This window comes from Candidatus Chlorohelix allophototropha, from assembly GCF_030389965.1.
Taxonomy (GTDB): domain Bacteria; phylum Chloroflexota; class Chloroflexia; order Chloroheliales; family Chloroheliaceae; genus Chlorohelix; species Chlorohelix allophototropha.
On sequence record NZ_CP128400.1, the window covers coordinates 2,325,772 to 2,348,206 of the forward strand.

The 22,435-nt window shown below is 48.5% G+C and carries 18 protein-coding genes; 7 read left to right on the forward strand and 11 right to left on the reverse strand.

Translation table 11 applies throughout. The annotated features are described in order from the left end of the window. Nucleotides 1-25: 25 nt before the first annotated feature. On the forward strand, nt 26-505 hold the full coding sequence (locus tag OZ401_RS22615) for a secondary thiamine-phosphate synthase enzyme YjbQ (RefSeq protein WP_341470795.1): 480 nt from the start codon (nt 26-28) through the stop codon (nt 503-505). 45 nt (nt 506-550) lie between these two features. On the opposite strand, the gene OZ401_RS22620 is transcribed toward OZ401_RS22615, so the two are convergent. From OZ401_RS22620 to OZ401_RS22630, 3 genes are all read right to left on the reverse strand, one after another. Next, nucleotides 551-778 carry a hypothetical protein gene (locus tag OZ401_RS22620; protein ID WP_341470796.1) on the reverse strand — a complete coding sequence of 76 codons (228 nt, stop codon included), beginning with the start codon at nt 776-778 and terminating at the stop codon, nt 551-553. A 3-nt stretch (nt 779-781) separates the two neighbouring features. After that, entirely contained in the window at nt 782-1,348 is a 567-nt protein-coding gene (locus OZ401_RS22625; protein ID WP_341470797.1) for a ZIP family metal transporter, read from the reverse strand. Between the two features lie 107 nt (nt 1,349-1,455). After that, nucleotides 1,456-2,925: a DNA translocase FtsK gene (locus tag OZ401_RS22630; RefSeq protein WP_341470798.1), complete on the reverse strand. Its 1,470-nt coding sequence runs from the start codon at nt 2,923-2,925 to the stop codon at nt 1,456-1,458. Between the two features lie 105 nt (nt 2,926-3,030). Between OZ401_RS22630 and OZ401_RS22635 the strand changes: the two genes are divergently transcribed. The 5 genes from OZ401_RS22635 to OZ401_RS22655 all read left to right on the forward strand — a co-directional run bounded on the left by OZ401_RS22635 (nt 3,031) and on the right by OZ401_RS22655 (nt 7,424). Further along, nucleotides 3,031-4,032: an NAD(P)-dependent oxidoreductase gene (locus OZ401_RS22635; protein WP_341470799.1), complete on the forward strand. Its 1,002-nt coding sequence runs from the start codon at nt 3,031-3,033 to the stop codon at nt 4,030-4,032. A 93-nt stretch (nt 4,033-4,125) separates the two neighbouring features. Then, entirely contained in the window at nt 4,126-4,863 is a 738-nt protein-coding gene (locus OZ401_RS22640; protein WP_341470800.1) for a histidine phosphatase family protein, read from the forward strand. A 68-nt stretch (nt 4,864-4,931) separates the two neighbouring features. Beyond that, entirely contained in the window at nt 4,932-5,555 is a 624-nt protein-coding gene (locus OZ401_RS22645) for a hypothetical protein (RefSeq protein WP_341470801.1), read from the forward strand. Nucleotides 5,556-5,604: 49 nt separating this feature from the next. Continuing rightward, nucleotides 5,605-6,531 carry a radical SAM protein gene (locus OZ401_RS22650; RefSeq protein ID WP_341470802.1) on the forward strand — a complete coding sequence of 309 codons (927 nt, stop codon included), beginning with the start codon at nt 5,605-5,607 and terminating at the stop codon, nt 6,529-6,531. Between the two features lie 8 nt (nt 6,532-6,539). After that, nucleotides 6,540-7,424, forward strand: a complete 885-nt coding sequence (locus tag OZ401_RS22655) for a glycerophosphodiester phosphodiesterase (protein WP_341470803.1) — start codon at nt 6,540-6,542, stop codon at nt 7,422-7,424. Nucleotides 7,425-7,428: 4 nt separating this feature from the next. Here OZ401_RS22655 and OZ401_RS22660 read toward each other — a convergent pair whose 3' ends face one another. The 6 genes from OZ401_RS22660 to OZ401_RS22685 form a co-directional block, all read right to left on the reverse strand. Beyond that, nucleotides 7,429-9,369 carry an Eco57I restriction-modification methylase domain-containing protein gene (locus OZ401_RS22660; RefSeq protein WP_341470804.1) on the reverse strand — a complete coding sequence of 647 codons (1,941 nt, stop codon included), beginning with the start codon at nt 9,367-9,369 and terminating at the stop codon, nt 7,429-7,431. Nucleotides 9,370-9,468: 99 nt separating this feature from the next. Then, on the reverse strand, nt 9,469-11,820 hold the full coding sequence (locus tag OZ401_RS22665; protein WP_341470805.1) for a serine/threonine protein kinase: 2,352 nt from the start codon (nt 11,818-11,820) through the stop codon (nt 9,469-9,471). A gap of 371 nt (nt 11,821-12,191) precedes the next feature. After that, complete coding sequence (locus OZ401_RS22670) at nt 12,192-13,547, reverse strand: sensor histidine kinase (RefSeq protein WP_341470806.1); 1,356 nt, start codon at nt 13,545-13,547, stop codon at nt 12,192-12,194. A gap of 3 nt (nt 13,548-13,550) precedes the next feature. Beyond that, the gene (locus OZ401_RS22675; protein ID WP_341470807.1) at nt 13,551-14,300 is read right to left on the reverse strand and encodes a response regulator transcription factor; all 750 of its coding nucleotides are present in this window, start codon (nt 14,298-14,300) and stop codon (nt 13,551-13,553) included. A gap of 128 nt (nt 14,301-14,428) precedes the next feature. Next, complete coding sequence (locus OZ401_RS22680; protein WP_341470808.1) at nt 14,429-15,217, reverse strand: polyprenol monophosphomannose synthase; 789 nt, start codon at nt 15,215-15,217, stop codon at nt 14,429-14,431. Nucleotides 15,218-15,223: 6 nt separating this feature from the next. Further along, entirely contained in the window at nt 15,224-16,969 is a 1,746-nt protein-coding gene (locus OZ401_RS22685; protein WP_341470809.1) for an ArnT family glycosyltransferase, read from the reverse strand. Between the two features lie 298 nt (nt 16,970-17,267). Here OZ401_RS22685 and OZ401_RS22690 point away from each other — a divergent pair, with 298 nt between their 5' ends. Beyond that, the gene (locus OZ401_RS22690) at nt 17,268-18,941 is read left to right on the forward strand and encodes an ABC1 kinase family protein (protein WP_341470810.1); all 1,674 of its coding nucleotides are present in this window, start codon (nt 17,268-17,270) and stop codon (nt 18,939-18,941) included. A 106-nt stretch (nt 18,942-19,047) separates the two neighbouring features. On the opposite strand, the gene OZ401_RS22695 is transcribed toward OZ401_RS22690, so the two are convergent. Next, entirely contained in the window at nt 19,048-20,046 is a 999-nt protein-coding gene (locus OZ401_RS22695) for a carboxymuconolactone decarboxylase family protein (RefSeq protein WP_341470811.1), read from the reverse strand. A gap of 21 nt (nt 20,047-20,067) precedes the next feature. Then, nucleotides 20,068-22,344, reverse strand: a complete 2,277-nt coding sequence (locus tag OZ401_RS22700) for a cellulase family glycosylhydrolase (protein ID WP_341470812.1) — start codon at nt 22,342-22,344, stop codon at nt 20,068-20,070. Nucleotides 22,345-22,435: the final 91 nt, after the last annotated feature.

Below are 22,435 nucleotides of genomic sequence, written 5' to 3' on the forward strand. Positions count from 1 at the left end.
TTATTATTTACTAGTGAGGCTAAAAATGAATAAATTGCAGCCTGATAAAAATCCTGCAACGTTTCCAACTTGGTCTAGGACCGGATTTAGAGTTTTAACCAAAAACATCCGAATCCAAACCCATGGGGATGGGGATATTCTGGATATAACCAAACAGGCTCAAGAGCGCATCAGTGAAACAGGGCTTCAAAATGGCACTGTGACTCTGTTTATTCAGGGTTCTACTGCAGCACTCACTACTATGGAATTTGAACCGGGTTTGATACAGGATTTGACAGCTTTGTTTGAAAAGCTAGCGCCTCGTGAAGCTTACTATAAACATCAAGATCGCTGGCAAGATGGCAACGGTTTTTCACATATCAGAGCGGCTATGCTAGGTCCCTCTCTCACAGTACCATTTAGCGATGGTTTTTTGACTTTGGGAACGTGGCAACAAATTATCATTGTTGATTTTGATAATCGCCCGCGACAACGGGAAATTGTATTACAAATTATGGGTGAATAAATAAATATAAAAAAAGAGGGACGTAACCGATACGTCCCTCTTTTTTTATGCGTCTCGACCTATCCAGAAATAATTTTGAGGCACATTCTTTGCCGTTTTAACCTCTATCTCAAGGCTACTGGCTAAAGTTGTAAAATCTCCCACTTGTACTTTTTCGCTCAACATGCAAAGGCTAGGTTTTTTTCCATACTTCTGCCGATAGCGTAGCACCGCTTCATCAATTTTTTTGCCTAACGGCTTTTTCGGGTTATCATCAAACCAGACGAAAAACATTTTTTACCTCCCTGCATCTCCTATTGTGCGATAGTCCGCCTCTACTACACCCGGTTCGTTGCGCCTGCCGCGCTTGCGATTGTTTCGAGGGGCGTAATCCATAACTTCTTCGCCATAATATGCTTCATAAGCGGTAGGGTCAGCTACCGGATAATCATATAAATAACCCGGTTCGTATTCGTAATATGCCTGTGGTTGTTGCGCTTTGCGGCGACTGGGCAGGTTGCGTTGCGCCGGGTTAGCGCGGCTTGTTCTACTATCGGGATAAGGTAAGGGATTTTGGTATTGTTGGTAATCAGGCAAATATTCCGGTTGTTGGTAGGGCGTACCATAGCCGGGAGTTTGCATAATAATAATCGGTTGCACCGGGTTCTGCCGTTCTAGCGGTTGCGCCGGATGAGTCCGGTTTAGAAAAACCAGCATCACCAATATAACCGGAATAACTGCCATTAGCCCTAGCAGCACTCCCACGATTACAGCCCAACTACCCGGCGGCATTGTTACTATCACTAGCACCGCCAGCGTAACCCCGAAACCCATCATCAGACTGACAAAGCTCTTTTTGACCATATTTTTACTCTCGCTACTATTTCTTAAGGTCACGCTTGGCGCATGCCCCACTTGAACATTCCGTATGCAATTTTGCTATCCAACGGATGCCATCCGTTTCCTGTTCCTTATTGCGAACTGGTACGCCGGGTAGTTTCGTAATTTCTAGGGTTAGTAGGCTGTGACGGCGCAACTCTTGGCAAGGGGCGGGGCGGTTGTGCCACCGTTTTAGGCTGTGGCTTCTCCTCGTCCCATAAATCCACTTGTCGGGCTGGTTGCGGCTGCGGCTTGGCTACCGTTCGGACTTCCTCGTCCTCATCTCGGTAATCATAATTGCTGTCCATCCGGGGATATTCAGCCTTTAGCTCTGCCACCCGCCGCCTTTTGCCTATGCCTTGCTGGTAGTTTTCAAAGCGTTCGGAAACGCCCATCGCCTGTTCATCGTAGCCATAATCTCGGTAAGAGGGCGCGGGTTGGGTTTCGGTTCTGATTTCCCGGCGACTTAGGTAATTCGGTGTTGGCACATAGGGCGTTTCGTATTCTTCCTGCACCACTGTTTCCCGCTTGGGGCGAGATGGGCGCGTTTGTTCCAACGTACCGCCCAAATGCACTACCGTTTGCTCCATCTCGGCGTTTGAAATGTACGCCCCCTGTAAACGAGTAGAGATATTGCCGGAGAAAAGCAGAAAATCGCCGCGCCCCATCAATTTCTCTGCGCCGCTACCCGCCACACCGCTGGCGACTCGCGCATCTTCCGGTGACACAACTTTACCCACAATCCGAGTGGGGAAATTGCTTTTAGCAATGCCCCCGATTACGCTGGCGGCAGGCTTTTGGGTACTGGCTATCAGGTGGATTCCCGCTTCGCGCCCGCGTTGGGTAATGCGCGTTACCAGTTGTTCCATCTCGCGCCCGTTTACCATCAGTAAGTCAGCCAGTTCATCAATGAAAATTGCCAGCACCGGGCTACTAACACCCGTTTCATCGCGCTTTTCCATGTGGCGAACCGCCCACTTCAGGCGATGCAAGCCATCGGTGGGGTCGGTGATTACCGGGCAAACCAGATTTGGCAAACCGTTGAAATGCTTGTAGCCTCGGCTCTTGGGGTCAATCAGCAACATCCGCAATTGCTCTGGAGGATTCTGCAAGGCAAGGCTGGCAATCATGCTACGCGCTAACGCGGTTTTGCCGCTTCCGGTAGTGCCACTAATAAGCACATGCGCAATATCCGGCGAAGTAAGACGCACCAGCAAAGGCACGCCGTTTTCATCCAACCCCAATATGGGCGAATGTGTCGGCAAATCGGCAGGCAAGGTACGCATCAACGGGAAAAGCTGCACCGCTACCGGGTCGGGTCGGGGTACTTCTACTTTGACGAAATAACCATCTCTGGTGATACGGCAACTATGCACCCCTAATGCCAGCGCAATTTCATCCGCAAGATTCGTCACACGGCTATATTTGACCCCGCTTGCCAATTTCACGTGGAATTGGATTAAGCGCGGCGAAATATTCCCCCCTACTACGCTCCCCTCGATATTGTGGGAGTGTAGGGTATATTCGATGCCATCAGCTTGGTGATCTAAAAGAGAACGCATTTGAGCAGTCCTGTAGTTCAAGGGATAGTTTGGATAGCCGTAATCCTGTTTGAAACACAAGTTCTACAGAACATAATATCAGAACAAATACTCTAAGTCAAGAACATGTTTCTACCGTTTCGCCGAAACCGCAAATTTAGGGTAATATCTATTTCGCTAACGAATAGGAAAAATAACGAATCGAGGAGGTCTATAGAGATGACAAAAACACAGGTTGGCTTCATTGGCTTAGGCATAATGGGGCGCGGTATGGCGCTGAATTTACTAAAAGCCGGCTTCCCGCTTACTATTTATGCCCGAAACCCCCAGAAGGTGCAGGATATAGTAGCGGCAGGGGCGTTACTGGTTAATTCATCCCGCGAAGTTGCAGAGAAGTCGGAAATTACAATCACGATTGTGCCAGATTCCCCGGAAGTGCTGGAAGTGATATTGGGACAAAACGGCGCATTGGAAGGGGCGCAACCCGGCTCAATTATTATAGATATGAGTACCATTAATCCTGCTACCAGCCGCAATGTAGCCGAGCATTGCAACGCCAAAGGGGTTCATTTTATGGATGCGCCTGTCAGCGGCGGTTCAATCGGGGCGCAAACCGGCACGCTGGCTATAATGGCGGGTGGCGATGCGTCAGTATTTCAACGGGCGTTGCCGATTTTTCAGGCAATGGGACGCGCCGAAGCCATTTACCATGTGGGCGTGGTTGGTTCGGGCGAAGTGGTGAAAATAGTCAACAATGTAATGGGCGCAATTATCACGGCGGCATGCGGCGAAGCGTTGGCAATGGGGGTGAAAGCGGGAGTTGAGGTTGAGAAAATCGCCGAGATAGTTACAAACAGCAGCGGCTCAAACTGGCAACTGGCTAACGCTTTCCCGCGCAACGTGTTTAGCGGCGCGTTCAAACCCGGCTTTTTTACCGAGCTAATGTACAAGGATGTGGGGTTGGCGTTGCAACTTGCCGAGCAGGTTGGCACTCCCGCCACAATGGCACAACTGGCGCGTGGCATGTTCGAGAGCGCAATCGCGGCGGGCTATGGTCGGGATGATTACACCTCGGTGGTGCGTCCGGTTGAAGCGGCGGCAGGGGTTGAGCTTCGCGCTAAAAGCTGAAGCAAGCGTGGGCAATTAGCCTTTACCCCGCCTTTAAGGTAAAATCAATCAGGCTGGAACAAGCGATCTTATGAATTCGGTGAAGGGAAAAGCATGTTTTTATATCTGGTTCGGCATGGGCAATCGGTTTGGAATGCGGAAAACCGCCATCAGGGCTGGCAAAATGTGCCGCTCTCCCCGTTAGGTGAATTGCAGGCGCAGCGCATTGCCCAACGCTTGAGCAACATGCAATTCGACTATCGCTATACCAGCCCGATTTTGCGCTGCTATGATACCGCCGCTACTATCGTTAAAGCGCAAGGTCTTGCGCCTGAAACCGCGCTGGAAGTGGACGAGAATATTAAAGAGGGGCGGATAAGTGCGCGGCGTGAGGGTAGGCTTAACAAAGAGCTTTTTAGCGATTGGACGGACGAAGAAAAACGGCTCTTTCGTGAGGACTATTCCTTCAAGTTTGAAGATGGGGAGTCGGTGAAGGGCGTTATCGAACGCACCCTTGCTTTCTTTGAACGGGTTGCCGCTCTCAGCGAAGAGCCTTTGCCCGATGAGAAAGAGGAGGAGCTTGAAACCAGACCTAAACCCACCCCGAAAACCGCGCTAGTAGTGGCGCATCTGCTCAATATCCAGATACTGACGCTTTATGCCTTAAATTCGTTGGATGCAATCCAACGTCGTCAGGACAATATTGACCGTCTAGCCATCGGTAACTGCTCTTTAACTGTAATCGAAACCAACCTGAAAGGTAAAGCGCCTTTCTTCCGGGTGCATACCGTCAGCGATGCTTCGCATCTGGCGGGGCTGAAAGCGCCCGAACCACCTATTGCACAGGGTTAAGCGCAACAAGTTGGACTTACACTTTGAAAATTCCAAAAAACCATTGAAATTTGAGAAGAGCAATCAAAATGGAAAAAATCAAATATGAATTGATACCAAGTGTAGGGATAGGTCCTGTTCGGTTTGGAATGACACATCAGGAAGTATATGAGGCAATGGGTACAAAGCCCTCGACAACGCTTCCGAGAGGAAAAGCTGTAGGGGAAGAGGAGCGCAGTTCTTTTCATCTTCACAATTGTTTTGCGGTTCATTATTCTACCGAAAATTCCACTGTCGAATTTATTGAGGTCTCTAGTGACTGTGATATCGATGTCTTTTATAAGGATATTGATTTCTTTAACACTGAAGTTGAAGAATTATTAGTTCTTCTGACGAAAGAAACTCCCTATGATGAAGATGACCCAGAATTAGGTTATAGCTTTATATTTCCCGAACTTGAGCTTTCCTTATACCGCCCTCACGGACCAGAAGATATAGAACCTCTTACTGAGGAGAGTTCCGAAGAAGATATAAAATATTATGAAGGGGAACTTAAAAGATTAAAATATATTGAGTCAGTGGGATTAGGTATTACCGGGTATTATGGTGCTGATTGGGAAAGGCTAAAGGAAAAGTCGAATCAAAGTAATAATTATGACCATACCCTCATTCAACGTATTATGAGAGTTGTAAGGCACAATTCATTAGATTAGAACCCTTTGCTAAGTTGAGAATGTTGAAAGTAATCATACAAACACTATAATGAGCAATTCACTGGATTTCAAAGCGCATCCGCGTAGTTGGCGCGATTTCAAACTGGTTTATCCTGTAATAGCGCGGCGCAGCAAGGGACTATCCATCGGTGTAAATCTCAATCCCGACCGGGTATGTAACTTCGATTGTATTTATTGCGAAGTAAATCGCACCGATTTTCACCCCGGCAAGGGCTTGATACCGCTGCCTCCCAAAAACCTGCCGCGTCCTAAAGTAGAGCTTGCCGAGATAAGCCGCGAACTACTCTCGCTGTTGGCAATAGTAAAGGACGGCACGCTTTGGAATGAGCCGGAATTTGCTACCACACCGGAAAACCTCAAGCGATTGAATGATATTGCTTTTAGCGGTGATGGCGAGCCAACCGCTTGTCCACAATTTAGTGGGGCGGTTCAGGCGGTTATAGAAGCGCGGGCATTAGCGGGCTTTTCTTCGCAGACGGTAAAACTGGTATTGATAACCAACGCTACCCGCTTCCATCGCCCCAATGTGCGGGAGGGTTTACGCGCAATTGTGGCAGCGCAAGGCGAGATTTGGGCGAAACTCGATGCCGGAACGCCCGAATATTTCCGCAAGATTGATAAGACTAATATTGATTACGGGCGAGTGTTGGAAAATATTCTCAGCGTTTCAGGCGAGTTGCCGCTTAACATCCAAACCTGTATGATGCGGGTAAACGGTGATGCGCCTTCGCTCGCTGAAATTGAGGCGTATATCCACAGGTTGGTTTATTTTCTGGAAAATGGGGCAAAACTTAACACTGTACAGCTATATACGGTAGCGCGTCCCCCCGCGCAAGCTTTTGTTACCAGCTTGAGTGTGGCTGAACTGGCGGAAATAGCCGAGCTTATCCGGCAACGTACCGGGTTGAGCGTGGAATTTTTTGGTGGTAGTGTGGGTTTGACACAGAAAGGTTAGATTGACAAGTGCTAGACCTGTTGCGACCCAGAACGGGTTGCTTAATGGTGGCGGGGCATCGTGGTGCGCGTGGTTATGCGCCCGAAAACACCATGCCCTCCTTTATCAAGGCGCATGAATGTGGCGCGGATACCATCGAATTTGATGTCCATCTCACTAAAGATAAACGTTGCGTCATAATCCATGACGAAGAATTGGAACGTACTACCGATGGGCATGGGCTGGTGCAGGATTATACTTGGGCGGAATTATCCAAACTGGATGCCGGAAGCTGGTTTGACCGCAAGAGTCAAGCCACTTTGGAAGCTCTAGCAAAAAAAGAAGGCAAGTTTGCCGACCCCAACTACATCCCTCCGCCTATTCCGACTCAAAGCTTCGCCGGAACTCGCTTGCCCTTGCTGGAAGAGACGCTAGAATGGGCTAAAGCGGTGGGGATTGGAGCTTCGATTGAAATTAAAGTACCGTTCCCCTTTTATAGCGGTACGTTTGCAGACAACGAGATTATTGATCGCACCCTTGAAATCGTAGCTCGTTACGGCGATGAAGAAAATACCCAAATACACAGCTTTGACCATCGCTTGATGCGTCGGGTCAAAGAGCTTAACCCCAATATCAGCACCACCATCAGCTTTTATGGCGCAATTATGGTAAACCCTCTGAGCTTGCTGGATGATGCGCTGGCAGATGGGGTGGCAATCGGCAGTATCTGGGTCACTCGCGAATTGGTGGATATATACCATGCACATGGGCGCACTGTTTTTGCGTGGGGCGGTCCCGGCGAAGACCCGTATAATGAAGAAGCAGAACTGGGCAAACTGGTACAAATGGGGGTAGATTACGTCAGCGGCGGCTTACCCGACCTGTTGCGGGAGGTAGCTGAAAAATACGTTTGAGCGACTAGCGCGTCTGCTCTATCGTCTCGATTTCATCGGGCGTTAGCTCATAAAGGGCATAGCTGATATCGGCGGCGGCGCTTATATCAAGCTTTGCCTCGAAAAGTTGCGGGAATTGCTTGAGCCTTTCCGGGAATGGGATAGCTAGGTTTTTAACGGGGTTGGCATAATAATCATACTGTCCCCCGCCTACCTGTTTGCTATAACTGCGAAATTGCCATGTGGAGAGAGGCGTGTTCAGAAAATGCGCTGCCGCTTGCTCAAAAAGCAATCCCTCCGGCGCGATTCCCTCTTTCGCCGCTTCGTTAAAGACTACCGAAACCACATCGGTGCTGAAATAAAATTGGCGGGTGTCCAGCGCAAAGCGGTTTCGAGGGGCTTTGTAGGGCGTTACCAGCTTGGCAGACGCTTCAAAGAGCGCACAAGTACGCGCCCATTGTAATTCGTACCACGGGAAGGGCTGGCGATAGCGCAACCGTTGCTCAAGTTGCTGCCGAAATTGCGCAAGGTAGGCGGCGGTGTTGGGATAATCTAGTAGGTTCGTCCCGGTTTCAAGATAAATCAAGTACAAATCTTCGTTCCATTGCAATACACCGGGCGGCACAATCTGCCCGTTTTTTATGGCAGGTTTAACCACTTCTGCTTCTAGCCCCCGCGCAATTTCAGCCGTAACCATAAAAGCTGCATCCAGCCCGGTTTGCACTCCGGTGCGACATTCCGCAACTTGTCCTAGCAATAAAGACCGCTCCTGAATCTTTGCCAGCAGCATTTCTTCATGCGGCATCCGGCGCAACCATGCCCAAGGTGCGCTGCCGAGCTTGCGCTGTTCCACCGACTTTTCTTTTTCACCCACGCAATAAGTGAGCGTGTGTTCAGGGGCGGGCGCTTTCTTTTCCAGAAATATCAGGCAATTATCCACTTCTGCCTCGCTGAAAAGACGCTGCCCCCGCATATCTTCCAGCTTTATGACTGTCACGCTTTGCGCCAGCCATTCACGCAAACGCGCCCCAAATGCTGCTTCCTGCCAGAATCGCGCCGTAATAAAACCCAAGCGTCCCTCTGCTTTGAGAATATCAATTCCCCGACATAAAAAGTAATAGAGCATGTCGGCTTTGAGGTTATACGCTTGCGGGTAAGCATAATTGAAATAGGCTTTTTCCACGCCGCTATAATCGTTAAAACCGATATAGGGCGGGTTTCCAAGCGCCACCGCGAAACCGCCTTGCTCGAATACTTCTTGCCATTCCTCGCGCCAGTTGAAGGGCATTAAGCTTGCCAGATATGCGCCATCGCCGGGATTATCAAAAAGGTCGAGGCTTTCCAATTTCTCCGGCGAGTCGGAAATTATCGCGTTTCCGCTCCTGATGTGGCGTGCTAACAGGCGCAGAGTTTCGAGGGATTGTTGCCCTTCCAGTTCGTACAGGCGCATAAATAAGGTGAGTCGCGCAAGGTCGGCGGCATCCGGGTTCAAATCCAGCCCATAGAGCTTTTCTGCCAAAGTATGGGGGGCTGTACTGGGTTCTAATTCTCGCAGCTTATCCAGCGCCGCCAGCAAAAACACCCCTCCCCCACAAGCCGGGTCTATAATCGCCCCTTCCGGCGCGTTTTGCATCGCTTGTTCAGTAATGTAGGTTGCCAGTTCAGGCGGGGTATAAAAAGACCCTGCCCGTTTGCGCTTCGACTCTCTTGGTTTCTCCAGTTGTAGAATTGCAAGACTTTTAGCATTTAAGAGTGGCGGTTTTAATTGCTCTAGCTCTAGCTCATTCGGGCAAACCTCCGCAATCTTGAGACATTCGAGCGGGTAAACTTCTTCGGGCTTGTAGCTTTCCAGTGCAATTTCCAGCACTCGCCGCGCCAATTGAGCCAGCACTATATGGGCAGAATCGTTTCCGATAGCCTCTTGCGGCAACCGTTTCTGTCTCTTTAAGGGTGATAGCTGCGCCAAGGGGTGAATTCTGCTGGATAGGTTTTTACCGGATAGCAAACTTAGCCAGCGGTTGGCATGCGCCTGTAAATCCGCATTGCTGCTTATAGGTATCATGGGTTAAGGGGTAGTGGCGGTTGGTGGTGGCGTGGTGGTCGGGGTAGCGGTAACCGAAGGCGTGGTAGCAGCCACAGTAGTTGGCGCAGCGGTAGTGCTAACCGCAGGTGTGGTAGTAGCTACAGTGGTAGTGCTAGGCGGAGGTGTGGTAATAACCACAGTGGTTGGCGCAGCGGTAGTGGTGGTCACAACCGCAGTCGTAGTAGTGCGTATCGGCGTTGCGGTCGCAGTAACGGTAGTAGGTTTGGCAACTATTTTGAAAGGAATCGGGCCTGTTATAATTTTATCGTTGAACTTGATCACCAAATCATAATTAGCAGGTAAGATATAACTCAAAGGCTTGGCAAAAGAGATAATCCCATCTGACTGTGTTAATTTGGTTTTATCGGTTAAGAAAGCTTGGCTAACTCCCCGCACTCTAAATTCCAACACCAAATCCTCGCCGGGCTTACCATCGCTGATTTGCATCATGAAGTAGAGGGTATCGCTTTGTTCGAAAGTATCGTTATTTGTACCGCTCAAGCTACTGCTATAATTTTTTGCCAGCAACGATTTTACCACTACGGGAATTTTAGGTTCGGCTGTGGCGGTTGGGGGTAGCGCCGTAGCGGTTGAAAATGGCGTAACTGTGGGTTGTGCGGTGGCGGTTAATGCCGCAAAAAACGTGACAGTCGCCGCTACATTTGGCGTAATGGTTGGGATCGGCGGTTGCGCTGTGTCGCTAACGTCAATTGTGTCGGTAGCAATCGCCGCAATTGTAGGGCTACTAGGTTTGGGATTGCTTTGTCCGTTCAAAATAACGAAACCGGAAATGACCAACACCGCGCCTAAAATAAAAACCGCAATGATGCCAACTAACGCCCATTGTATTTGCATTTTGGGCTTAAAGGGTGACAAGCTAGAAGAAACATCTTTTTCTACAGCGTGTTCCACTGCAAAAGATTCTGGTATTTCCGAAATCCTTTTGTCATAGCCATTTTTATCGGCTACGCTTGATGGTAGGCTATTATTTACAGCCCCATTATTTATCACATTCTCATAGCCCTGATCAAAATTGCCAGAAGAAGCCTGTGGGCTTGGAGTCGGTTTTAACTCGTGCTGCGGGTTCAGATATGACGCGCTGGCATAGCGTGGTGCACTACTAAGGCTCGCGGCAGCCCCATTTTGGGAGGACACTGCGCCAGCGGCTTTATCCACAGATGACGGTGAAGCGCCATTAATTGCCGCCGCTTTTGCCTTATCCGAAATTGCTCCGGCATTTGGTTTTGATTGCGCGGGGGGGGTGCTGGAATCCGGTTCTTTTGCCGGGTAAGCCAGTTCCTCATCTTCAGGGCTTAGCCACTTATGCGCGAATTCTCGATGTTCTATAGCTTCGAGATATTCATCCTCTATAGCTAATACTCGGTCATAGGCTTTTATGGCGATAAGCCATTTTCCGGTATTGAAAGCGGCTTCAGCTTCGGTGTAGGCTTTATCCCGCTCATTTTCAAGCAAGGTGCGCACTCGATTTAGCGCAACGCTCACATCATCGGCGCTAGCGTAACGCTCTTTAGGCTCTTTCTCAAGGCAGCGCAATACCACCGCATTCAGCATGGGCGGGCAGTAGGGATTATATTTGCTTGGTTTGTCGGGAGTACGTTCGCGCACCAGCTTGAAGTTGTAAGCCATTGTATCGTAGTCAAAATCGCTTTTAACGGCGCGGAAAGGCAAATAATAGCGTCCGGTTATAGCGGCGTAAAGGGTTGCCCCAACCGAATAAATATCGGCAGCCGGGGTAATGCGATTATCCCCCCGCGCTTGCTCTGGAGCCATATAGTTTATTGTGCCCAAATTTGAGCCGCTAACCGTTAGATCGGCTTCACGCCCTTCATGGGGTTGGTGGGCTATCCCGAAATCGCTTATCTTGGCATGCCCATCGTAAGTTAACAGGATATTGCTAGGCTTTACGTCCCGATGCACAATTCTGAGACGATGTGCGGCGGTAAGACCATTACATACTTCCGCCATTAGGATAACGGATTGCAATAGTGGAAGCTTACTTCTGCTCTTGATTAGCTCGGTCAGATTGCCGCCGCTAATAAATTGCATAACATAAGCGTTTTCGTCACGCAACAAATCGGTTAGGTGTACTATGTTGGGGTGTTCGCTGAGGCTGGCAAGCGCTTGCCATTCTGTCTCAAACAAGCGGCGCGCTTTGGGGTTAGATTCGTCAGCAGAGAATTGCTCATGTAGTTGTTTTACTACCACATCGCGATTTACCAATAAATCGCGGGCGCGATAAGCTATCCCGAAACCGCCCCGCCCGATTTCTTCGAGTATTTGGTATCTATTGCGAACAATTCCTTTGAGAGGCATAAACGTAATCCGAACCGAATTGCTAAAACGTATTATTAGAACTCAATTCACCCTTTTTCACCGCAATATCGGTTTGTGAGGGTGAAAAATAGTTATCAGCTTTGAACTATAAAAATATAACATTATGGTAATTAACGCAATAAAGTATATCACATCATAATATGAAGATTTTGTAATGGGTTGTCAGCGCGGTTGCAAGAAACGTTTTTAGGCAATAACCTGCTGCTTCCGCCGGAGAGGAGGAGAGCGGGTGAGTTCAAGGGGACACCACTTGCGACCTCGGCAGGCGTTCCCCCTGCATTCCCTTCGGCATGGAGGGCTGGAATTACTCTCCATACTTGGAGGTTATCCGCTAGGTTAAGGTTCTTAGCTTAAACTGCAATGGCATGCGATACGGGTATAGAGGGTAATTTGAACATTACGCGGGTTCCCTGCCCGACTTCACTTTCCAGACCGATTTCGCCGCCCATCGCCTGAATGGCATCGCGCGCGATTGCCAAACCTAATCCTGTTCCCCCTGTTCCTCGGTCGCGGCTCTTATCTACCCGGTAAAACCGCTCAAATACAAAGGGCTGATGCTCGTTTGGAATACCGCAACCGTTATCGCGCACTTCGAAATAAATCTGTCGTTCCTTTGGCAATTCTTTGACTTCGACTCGGATTTCTCCGCCTACCGGCGTGTAGCGTAATGAGTTATCAATCAGATTATTCAGGATATGGCTTAAAGCTTCGGGATTGGCAAACACATGGGCGGAAGGCTCGCTTACATCGAGGCTAAGTTTGATATTTTTCTCTTCTGCGGCATGCCGGAAGCGGTTAACGATCAGTTGTAGTTCTGGTCCTATTTCAATTTCTTCGGGTCTGACAGTTTCCAATGACTGTTCGTTATTAATCCACTCACGCATCGAGTTGACCATTGATGACATGTGCTTAACTTCCAGCAATATATGGTCATAAATATTGTTTCTTCGGACTGAATCGGTAACAAGACCATCCCGCAATACCTCGGTATAACCCTGCACACTGCTCAAAGGAGTACGCAATTCGTGCGATAGGTCTGCCACTAGGTCTTTACGCTTTTGTTGGGTCAGGCGCAAAGCCTTGCTCATCTTGTTAAAACTGGCTGCCAACCTACCTAAGTCATCCTTGCCTTCCGGGGTTATGAGTAGGTTATAATTGCCATCTGCTATTCGTTCGCTGGCTTGTTCAAGTTTGCGGAGTGGGCTAATTACAGTGCGCGAAAGCAGAAAGCCTAGCACAATTGCGAACAGAGCCGAAATTCCAGAGGCGATTATAATTGAATTGTACATTGGGCTAGTGACATATCCCGGTAGGGTATCATCCTTAATTTTATATACGCCTCCGGTGTTTGGATTCTGATTGTTTGCCACAACCACTCCTCCGGGCTGGATGGGCCAGCCGCTATCTGCCGCCGCTTGCCGGATTCGATCCTGATCAACCTGTGGGCTATGAATACTTTGCCGCACCTGCGCTAATTGCGCGTCTGCCGAAAGGTCAGGGTTACTAATAATAGTTTTGAGCTTATCAATCACATCGGCGGCGGGCGGAGGAGTAGCCGCTTGCGACATCACCTTTTCGAGGCGTGATTCGAACTCACGAGTTTGATTATTTATAATTATGAGGAAAACTACTGAGCAAGCCAAAGATGTAAGGAAAACCATTCCGGTCATACTCAGGATGATTTTTACATTCAGAGATACTCGCATGTACTACACCGCCTCACGCGAAAGTTTATAACCTACACCGTGTATTGTTTCTACTAAATGAGCGTTTGGCAATTTTGCCCGCAAATTCGAAATATGTACCCCTATTGCCCGCGAGGCAACCAGAGAATCACAATCATAGAGCGCTTCTTCCAATTCAGTTTTGGTGAAAACACGACCGGGTTGCTGTGCCAACGTAATTAGCAGTTCAAATTCTTTATTGGTTAGCGGCGGGATTAGCTTATTTTCAATAGACACCTCGCGGGTATCAAAATTGATGGAAAGCCTTCCCAGATTAAGCACTTTTTCAGTTTGAGGGCTGACAGACTCTTCTTTGGGGCTTTTTTCCAAGCGTCGGAATATTACCCGGATGCGTGCCATCAACTCGCGTGGGCTAAAGGGTTTGGTCAGGTAATCGTCTGCCCCCGTTTCAAGCCCCAATAATTTATCAACCTCATCTATACGCGCCGTGACCATAATTATTGGCACTTCGCTGGTAATGCGAATCTGGCGGCAAACTTCTAGCCCATCTACGCGAGGTAGCATCAAATCAAGCAGTACAAAATCCGGTTGTACCTGCTTAAATAATTCGATGGCTTCTACTCCATCTCGCGCATGCGTAACTTCATAGCCTTCAGATTGGCAATAGATTGAGACGTAATCCACAATTCTAGGGTCGTCTTCAACAATTAAAATCCGTTTTTGTTTATGCCCATTCTGACGCGGTGGTGTAGAATTATGATAAGTGGCAGACATGTTCCCCCCTGCCTTAACAACATTTTAAAATGAAAAATTACAAGGTTATTTTGCATAACCTAATAAGTAATTTTAGCACGAAATAATTGTTAAAATCCCAGGGTAGATGTAAAGAAAGTGCAAAATACTTAATAGCGAAATTTAATTTGCCAGACTCGCCAAGCAGCCTCTAAAGCTATTTTTGCGCTCATTTTAGATTTGCCTAACTCACGGTCGCTAAAATGTATCGGGACTTCCACTACTTTGAAGCCGTTTTTTTGGCAGAGATACGCCATTTCAACCTGAAAAGCGTAGCCGTTCGAGCGCACTTTTTCCAGAGGCAATTTTCGCAAGACCTCAGCGCGGAACATTTTGAACCCGGCGGTAGTATCCTGCACTTTCAAGCGCAGAACCGCCCGCGCATATATTGAGCCGCCCTTGCTTATTATGCGTCTGATAAGTTTCCAACGCTCATCAATTGAGCCGCCCGCTACATAGCGAGAACCGACCGTGACATCGGCTTTCTTTATAACCCGCGCAAATTCCTTAAGTACCTTTGGATCATGTGAGAAATCTGCATCCATCTCAACGATGAAACTAGCTCCCCGACTCAAGGCATGCTTGAAGCCAGTGATATAAGCTGACCCCAAGCCCATCTTGCCGGGTCGTTTAAGCACCTCTAGTTTGCCGGGGTAATCATCCACCGCTAATTGGTTTGCCAACTGCCCCGTTCCATCGGGCGAGTTATCATCTACAATTAGAACTCGTAGGTTTAAGCCCAAACCAAATAAAACTTTTAGCAGAGAGGGTAAATTCTCGGCTTCATTGTAAGTTGGAACCACTACCATTATGAACTTGTCTTCAGTTTCGGGAATGATTGGGCTAACATCCGCGCCAATAGTTGCACTACCAGAACCTGAGAAGGATAAACTGAACATTCGGTATTATCTCACCTTATAAATCCTGATTGTCGGGCCGGGGTGCTCTGTGCTATCCCCCGGAAATTCTTTTACCAATTGCGCTTCTTGGAAAATTGCGCTGTAGTTCAAGGCAGCCTGCGGGTCGGTTGCAATAAGTTCTTTATATTCATAGCTGCTGGCTACCAGATAATCGTAGCCCTGTTGCTGATACCAATCCAGACCTCTCCCGCCGATAGGACGTTGTTCGGTAGCGCCCTGAAAACGCTCAGGCGAGAGATATGGCGTAAAAGGCTCAAGCCGCAATTTTGATCCAACCGGGAGGTTTTGGGTAATCCATGCTCCCGCTTGTGTTCTTGTATCCGGCTGTAAATTATAGCGTGTTGTTAAAATACTATTGCGTATTCCAAAGAAGAAAAATCCCAGAGTTAATATTACCACAATAAAGGTTTTAATTACTAACCGGCTATTGCTATCGCGTATCTTACCCTGAAATAGCTTGAAACCTTGCGCTGTCAGCCACAGGATAAATTCGGCGGCAAGTAGCGCCATAGGCGGCAATAACGGAATCAGATTGCGGGGAAAGTGAACTAATGCCGTTGAGAAGAAAAAATAGCCAATTGCCGGGAGTGATAAAATCAGCCAATCGGCTCGTTTTTGGCGCAACAACGCCAGTAGGATTCCACCGCCCAAAGCCACTATGCCTTGATATACAAACCCCTCGTTGAATATATAGGATAGGTAGGCTTTCCAACTCTCTCCCGTAAAGTTTGCGCCGTGTCCCTCCAACGTGTAATGGCGCACTTGGAAAGCCATTTCATTTAAGAACCCGCTCAAATCTAACACTAGAAATGGCGTAGTCAGAATAAATACGCCCACCGCTAGCCCTACTGTTGCGCCAAGCCTGCCAAAGCCTATTCCCTTGCGTTTCTCGCTCAGGAAATGCGCCAGCGCTACTGTTACCAGCACAATTGCAACATTGTATTTTGTGCCGATAGTCAAACCAGCCGCAACCCCCGCCCACAAATACCACTTTAGTTGTCCTGTCTTGAAAATCAAAACAGCAAACAGCAAAGTTAGGGTAGCAAAAAAGCCCACCATAATATCTGGCGTAACATAGCGCGAGTTTTCGCTGTGCAGTGGGATAATTGCCAGAATAAAAGCTGCGCTCAAACCTGCTGCCGGGGAATAGACGATGCGCCCGATTAGATAGGTTAAGCCCACCGTAGCAATGCCGAGCGTAGCCGACAAAAGCCGCCCCGCCAGATAGAAATTATCCGGCACAATTTGGTTTAGCCCTGTAAAAGCCCCGCTACCGACCCCTGACAGGAATTGAGGTAAGGACAGAATAAATTGAGTGTAAAAAGGTAGGCTGGGCCACCGAAAGAAATGCGGATTCAAATCACCCGTTTGCAGCATCTTGATTGCGGCAGTTACGGTTGTAGGCTCATCGGGGTTATCGAGATAGGGCAAACTTTGGGAGATACCGGGCAACCTGACTCCCACCGCTACTATCAAAATCAAGCCAAGCAATAGGTTTTCAGGCTTTAAAAGGGTTTTAGCCCATTCTCTCGCTTTTGAAGGCTGTTTAGCATATAACGCCGCTCCCACTCCCGCCAACGCCAACCCAAAAAGTATAATAGCCGGTATTCGGGTGGGTAGCACCAGCCACAGAATATATCCTGCAAAGACCAGCAAACCCAATGTACCTTCAAACCATGGCTTGGTGAATAATATTATTTTGTCGGGTAGGGATTTTAGGTTTTTATCCAACCAGCGCTGCTTTCTGAAATTTGCTACAAGCCTCAAAACAGGAAGGATTTTAACAGTTTGAGCTTCAAGGCGCAATTAGGCTGTTATTAAAGAGTAGCAAAAGAGAGGAATCCTGCATTGCGAAGGGAAATTGAGCGACTACAGGATTAATTCGTTATGTTTGGGTTAAAAATACTGGCACAACTCTAAAATAAGCGAGCCATTTATTTTTATGCTAAAAATATCTGGTATAATCAAAATGTTATTTAAAGCTTTTTAGCGCATAAATAATTCAGCTTGTTATTTGCCGAGGATACATTTGAAATTTCTAGGTCAACATCAAAAGAAAGCTCGGTTAGGGCGTTACTACCAAATTGCCGAAGTGCTTGTACGGCATGGTTTGGGTTTCATGCTCAGTATTTTGGGCATGGATCGTATGGCTCCTTTCGGCAAAGAATTATTCAACCGGGGTAAAGCCACCAGCCGCCCCGAACATATTCGGCTCGCTTTTGAAGAATTAGGACCTACCTTCATAAAGTTGGGGCAACTTCTCTCCACCCGTTCCGATCTGTTACCGCCGGAGTATGTAGAGGAACTTGCCAAGCTACAAGATCAAGCCCCGCCTGTTCCTTTCAAGTTTATTGAAAAAGCCATAGAAACCGAATTAGGTCGCCCTCTTTCCGAGATTTTCGCCAGCTTCGATGCCACTCCGTTAGCGGCAGCTTCGATCGGTCAGGCGCATGCGGCTGTTCTGCACGATGGTACTGAGGTGGTAGTAAAGGTGCGCCGTCCGGGCGTAGTGCCACGGGTTTCAGAAGACCTTGAGATTTTACAAAATCTGGCGGTTCGGGCGCAGCACTACTGGAAACAGGCTGAGAACTATGATTTGGTAGGCTTAAGCCAAGAGTTTGCTCAAACTATTCGGGCGGAAATGGATTACTTGCGCGAAGGCAAGAATGCCGAACGGCTTGCCAAAAACTTTACCGATAGCGAGTCTATCCGTATCCCCCAAGTTTATTGGGATTATACAACTATTAGCGTGCTTACTTTGGAACGGATTCGAGGGGTTAAAATTAATGACATCGAAGCCATTGACAAAGCCGGGATTAATCGCCATAAGTTGGCAGTAAATGCCACCAACGCCATCATGAAAATGTTCTATGAAGATGGCTTTTTCCATGCCGACCTGCACCCCGGAAATTTCTTTATCCAAGAAAACGGGCAGATTGGGCTGATAGATTTTGGAATGGTCGGTACACTGGATGATCGCACCAGAGAATTGATGGTGCAGTTTGTTATATCCATTGCCAGCCATGATATTGATCGTTTGGTGGATGTGTTTATCTCTTTAGGGGTCACCAGAAGCCGGGTTGACCGCACAATGCTGCGGCGCGACCTTGACCACCTGATTGCGCCTTACTATAACCTCGCACTCGGTGAAATTGCCCTCGATCTAATGCTGGAAGAAGCGTTAGTTATAATTCGTCGCCATAACCTGCAATTGCCCTCCAACCTGATGCTGTTATTCAAGACCTTTATGATGGCAGAAGGCATGGGGCGTACCTTAAGCCCCAATTTCCACCTGATTAAGATTGTGATGCCCTATTCAAAACGGTTGATGGTGCAACAATATTCACCGAATACGTGGATCAAAAAATATAATAGAACCGTGCTTGATACTGCTCAATTGGGCGCAGAGCTACCCGGTCAAATGCGCCGAATATTGGCTGAGTTAGAGCGCGGGACAATTGAATTTAGCGTAAAACATGCCGAGCTTGAAAAGGGCTTGCAACGCCTCGAACGTCTTACCAACCGCGTGGTTATTAGCATAATTACGGCAGCTTTTATAATCGCTTTGGCGGTGCTGATTACCGTATATCGTCCGCAAGGTTTGGATCAGTTCGCCGGAATTTTCATTGTGGGTGGCTTCTTGTTTGCCAGCGCAATGGGTTTGTATTTGGCTTGGACTATCCTACGCACTAATCGTTCCTGAGTATAACCACCAGCTTTACATAACCCAAGCCCAACGAAGGGCGTATTCATGGATTTTAAGAAATTAATCCGTAAATATGGGAGATTTCCGAAGGGCGGTTGATGGTTCAAATCACCAGCCAACTAGTGACACGCTTGGAGGCTTGGAACGCTGCCCACGCGCATGCCGCAATCAGCGACTTATCTTCGCGCAAAGTAACCCGCGCTTGCTTAATCGTTTCCTCGTCCACCTGATAAGCTGCCAGCGCCACCAATAATAATAACCGCGCCAACGCCTTATGCTCTTCCTCCAAATCCGCTACAGCCTCTTCAACCCATTTACGGCTAATCCCCATCGCTTCCCCATGCCAGTTATCCAGCGAAGTTAGAACCCGGCTACGTATTGGCGCAGGTATGGCGGCTTGTCCGGCAGTTTCAATTACTGTGGCTAAACGGGCTAAAGCTTCGGCAATCGCTTTGTTGGGGGTTGCCCAAGCCAGTTCCTGCGGCAAAGGGGCACTCGGTAGCAAGGTGAGCGATGTGCCGGGCTTGACCTTCTGGTGAGCTACCAGCCACAGCACCGGCGCAAATACCCCACTTCTGACCAAACCTGTCAGTGCGCCCATTTCAGGGGTTAACCCGCCCTCTACGAAAATAGTGACCATGCGGTTGATATAGTGAAATATAAAAGCCGTACCGAGGTATTCGGGGGCAGTACTGCTCGAAAAAGGCGGGGTTTTTAGGGTTGCTTCTTCTGGCGTTCGTATAGCTTTTGCCCACTGTATCGCTTTTTTCTTCTCAGCGTCATTTTTCTCTGCCGAGTAAGCGCGCATTAACATGCCATGCACTTCCCGGCAATAGGGGCAAGCATTGGATTCTGATACGGTCGTTGCAATTGCTTCCTTGATTTCGCGCCGCACTTGCCCGTGCAGCATCGTTTCCCGCACCAGCATCCAAATTCCTGCCATTATTTCAGGTTGGGACGAATGTATTGTAAAAGGTGGGCTGATTACAAAATCACGTTGCATTTGCCGATAGGCTTCTGCTACCAAACCTTGCGCGTTTCGAGGCGACACCGCTTTTACATATTTGATACGCCCTGTTGCTACCCCTTCCATCACTCTCATGGCTTTTCCCTTCTGGATTTTCTATAGCCAACCGCGCCCAATTACTACTTGCCAGCCTAGCAAGCCCAACAGTGTTTCGAAGCGTGTCCCCTTTAATTCCGGGTGGTATTCAAAACGCGCCCGTTGGAAATATTGCACCGTATATATTTTGCCATCGGCAGGGTTTAATTCGCTAAATTCCTCGCTGATGGGGAATCCGAATTGCGCCAGCCCACCGTTACGTTCCCAGTAGAAGCGGAAGCCATAACTAAGGCTATGCCCAGTTTCCTTAAAATAAAGGCTGTTGGCGTTGGAGGTAAAGGCAGTAACACTGCGGAAGGCGGCTTCTTGACTGCGTCCGGCAGTTATATCGCTTCCTAGCAAGCCTAGCAATACCTCGTAGCGCGTCCCCTTATTTTCAGGGTGGTATTCAAAACGATTTCTTTGGAAATACTGTACGGTGAAGCCGTTTTCGGTTAATTCTTCGCTAAGCGGATAACCGTACATTGCCAAACCGCCGTTATTTTGCCAGTAAGTTAGGAAACTGCCTTTCAGGTTATGTCCGGTTTCGGGGAAATACCACGCGCCGTTACCAAGCGCGGCAACTTTCTTGAAAGCGGGCGGTTGCGCCGGGACGTGGATATAATACAGTCGGTTCGCTTCGGCATTGAAATTAAGGCTCGCCGCGCCACTTGTCATATTTGTATCAGGCAAACCCGGTGTAGTAATTTTTAGCTGCGCACTCTTGTCACGGAAGGGGAAAAGCGTGTCAAGGTCGAGCGTAATTGGGGTAGGCTGCGTTGCCAGCAACCATAAATCCGCCCCTTGCCAGAATGCCGAGAAAGGCGAAGCTTGGGGTTGAGTAAAGCGTATCACCCCACTTTGGCGGTTTGTGGCGTTGGTAAATAGGGCGTGCGCTCCCTCATAAAGGTAATAAATGTTGCTACCGTCCGGTTTTAAATCGGACAGATTAAGGGTAGGCAAGAAATTCTCGCCGCGCATAAAAGCGGCAAAAGTGCTTAGCGCGTAATAGGAGGGCTTGGGTTGGGTGTTGTTATCCAGCAAGCCGTAATTATTCTCAACCGCATTAAAGCCGGACGGAAAATTAACCAACATCCATTTCAGCCCACCCGCGAACCCGCGTGATGCTAGAAATAACCATAAGGCGGTTTCCTGCGAGGCGGTGACGTTCAACGGTACGGTTGCTCCATCGCTATGGGCGTTAGAATAACCAAACTCTTCCAATGTTACCGGGCGTTGGGGGAAAGTGCTTTGCAAATTGGTCAGCAGGTTCATGGTAGTTACTACCCCGCTGTAGCCTTCGGAGACAAAGCGATGCAGTGACACAAAATTCAGGCGTTCGTTTGCTTGCAACTTGGCGAAAACAATATTGCTCCAACCAACGGTAACGGGCGCGTCCGGTTCGGCTTCCCGTAAGGGTTGCAAGCGGGTGCTGAGCCATGCGTCCAATGTGCCGCTCAAGGCATCAAGATAAACACGCCATTTATTTGATTCGGCAGAATCTATGTAATCCAGCGTGGTTTTGCCGGACTGAGATAGTACCCATTTGGAAGAATCCGCCAAAAATTCGGTATAGAGCTTGTAGGCGTTAGCGTAATAATAGCCGCCTTTGGCATCCAGACGCGCCGGAACTACTCTTTTGCCCTCGGCGGTTTGTCGCCAAGCGTCCACTTGCGCCTGAGACATACGCTCACCATATGCCTTGATAAAATCGTCGCGTTGTAGCGGCACGTTTGTACCGGCTGGATAGGTGGCGGGTACTACATCGCCGAATTGCGGCTCATTTTTCAAGTCGTAGCCGAACAGGGCAGAGTTATTGCGGTAACGGGCGACGATGCGCTTGTTCAATTGCGCTTCTTTTGCCAAATCAGGCTCATCATAATCGTTAAAGGCGAGCAGAATCAGCAACTTACGAGCGGCGGCTATTTCAAAAACCTTATCCAGTTTGGAAAAGTTATTGGCATTTATATCATCACGTAGCGGTTTCATCACAAATATGCGAACCGTGTTCAAACCCGCATCGGCAACCATCTGGAAATTACGTGCTATCAAGTCGGCATCAAACTTGTCGTTATCCCACATGAGCCATGCACGATCGGTGTTGCCGACATAGTTTGCGCCCATCATAAAAATGGGTTGTCCTGAACCGTTTACAAAGTGTGTGCCGGAAACCCGCACCGGTGCATTGGTATCGGTTGCTTGCGCGGGGGTTGTGCCGGGGTTAAGCGTGGTTAGCAGCAGCGACAGGCTTAACAGTATAACTACAACAATACCACCCCGAATTGTACCTTTTGACATTTTGAACAGACTTTCCTCTTGCCTCTATAGTTAACTTGTAATCGCTATTTTAACTCTTTTGGCACTTTGATGAAATAGCCCTTTTGTAGCA